This is a genomic window from Streptomyces sp. NPDC004561 (genome assembly GCF_053602155.1).
Genome location: NZ_JBSGDB010000876.1, coordinates 1 through 1,657, shown reverse-complemented (window position 1 = coordinate 1,657; position 1,657 = coordinate 1). Strand labels below are relative to the sequence as shown.

The 1,657-nt window shown below is 75.7% G+C and carries 2 protein-coding genes and 1 pseudogene; all 3 read right to left on the bottom strand.

Going from position 1 to position 1,657, the window contains the following annotated elements:
- Window positions 1-829: M48 family metalloprotease (locus ACWEN3_RS46310; protein ID WP_452984431.1), on the bottom strand; the 829-nt coding region annotated here is incomplete at its 3' end.
- Window positions 829-1,206 carry a BlaI/MecI/CopY family transcriptional regulator gene (locus ACWEN3_RS46305; protein ID WP_452984429.1) on the bottom strand — a complete coding sequence of 126 codons (378 nt, stop codon included), beginning with the start codon at window positions 1,204-1,206 and terminating at the stop codon, window positions 829-831. The genes ACWEN3_RS46305 and ACWEN3_RS46310, both read right to left, overlap by 1 nt.
- Window positions 1,207-1,461: 255 nt before the next feature.
- Window positions 1,462-1,657: pseudogene (locus ACWEN3_RS46300) on the bottom strand (DUF6596 domain-containing protein); the annotation flags it as partial.

Sequence of the window (1,657 nt, the reverse complement as noted above, 5' to 3'; positions counted from 1 at the left end):
GGAGCGCGGCGATCGCCCGGCCGGTACGGGGCGCGCGCGGGCCGGCGAGGAGGGCCTGGACGCGCTGCGGGACCGGGCCGGTCGTCGCCGCGGCGGCGAAGTCGGGGCGCTCGGTCCGGGCCGCGTGCCCGGCGAGGGCCGCGCGGGCGATGGCCCGGGCCATCAGGCGCCGGTCGCCCACCGAGGTGGCGGCGGCCTCGTCGGCGGCGCGCTCGGCGGCCAGCCGGATGGTCTCGCGGACCCGCCGCAGCGCGGGATGGCAGTGGGCGGCGAGTTCGGCGGCGGCGAGGAAGTAGTGGTGGCCGCCGTCGTTGTGGGCCCGCTCGTGTGCGAACAGCGCCTCCCGCTCGGGGCCGTCCAGGCTGCGCAGCATCGCGGTGGTGACGACGATGCGGTGCGGGCGGCCGGGCAGCGCGTAGGCGTCGGGACGCGGCGAGTCCACCACGCACAGGTCACCGGCCGCGGGCCCGTTCCCGGCCTGCGTGCGGGCCGCACGGAAGGCGCGCGTCTGGTGCAGCACCGAGCGGACGAGGGTCCAGCAGCACACGGCGAGGACGCCGACCGAGGTGGCGGCGGCCGGCCCGACGATCAGGGCGGAGGCCGTGCGCAGCGGGTGGATCAGCTCGCCGAACGCGGCGAAGAGCGGCAGCCTGAGCAGCCCGATCAGCACGAACGCGCCGAGCGCGGCCAGCGAGCAGCCGGCGAGGACGACGGCGCAGGCGGTGACGGCCCGGAGCGCGGCGACCGGCGCCAGCCGGTCCAGGGCCCGCCGGGCCAGCGCCGGCAGCGCGAACGGCAGCAACAGGGGCAGCAGTAGCAGTGCGGTCATCAGCCGTCGGATTCGAGCAGGTCCCGCAGGATGCGTTCGTCGTCCGGGTTGAGCTGGGCGACGAAGCGGGCGAGGACGATCTCGCGGTCGCTGTCGCGGTCCAGCTCGCTGTGCATCCGGCGCGCGGTGAGGCCGTGGGCGTCCTGGACCGCCTGGACCGGGAAGTACACATAGCCGCGGCCCTTGCGCCGGCGTTCGACGACGCCCTTGTCGTGCAGGCGGGTGAGGATCGTCGTCACCGTCGTACGGGCGAGTTCCGCACCGAGGCTCAGCTGGACCTGGCCGGGCGTCTGGGGACCGCCGGCGGCCCACAGCGCGGCCATGACGCCGGCTTCGAGTCCGCCGGCCGGCCTGCGTTCGTCCTTGGCATCGGTCATGGGACCGTTCATCACCCCGTCCTCGTCTCCGTTCCGAACCGTCTACACGATGGTAGTCATACCGACGCCGCGCGCCACGGCCGCGCGCCCGACCGGGGGGACGGGGTCCGCCCTCAGCGGTCGCGCCGGTCCGCGCCCGTCCTGGGCGCGTCCGGTCCGGCCGGTTCCTCGCCGGTGAGCTGGTTCTCGCGTTCCAGAGGTGAATACGGCCTTACGGGTCCCCGGGTTGATTCCGGTGGGACTTGGTGACGAGGGTCATGTGGCGGCCGGGTCCGTCTCCCGGCGGCGGCGCTCCAGATGAGCCCGCTCGGTCTCGCTCGCGGCCAGCTCGGCGGCTCGGCCGTACTCCGCCGCCGACTCGGCGGTCCGGCCGAGGCGACGCAGCAGATCGGCGCGGACGGCGTGCAGCACGGGGTAATGGCTGTGGTCGAGGGCATCGTCCAGGCCGAGC

Excerpts from the sequence above, each read along its gene's own strand:
- ACWEN3_RS46305 (WP_452984429.1), bottom strand. The coding sequence starts at position 1,206 with ATGACCGATGCCAAGGACGAACGCAGGCCGGCCGGCGGACTCGAAGCC.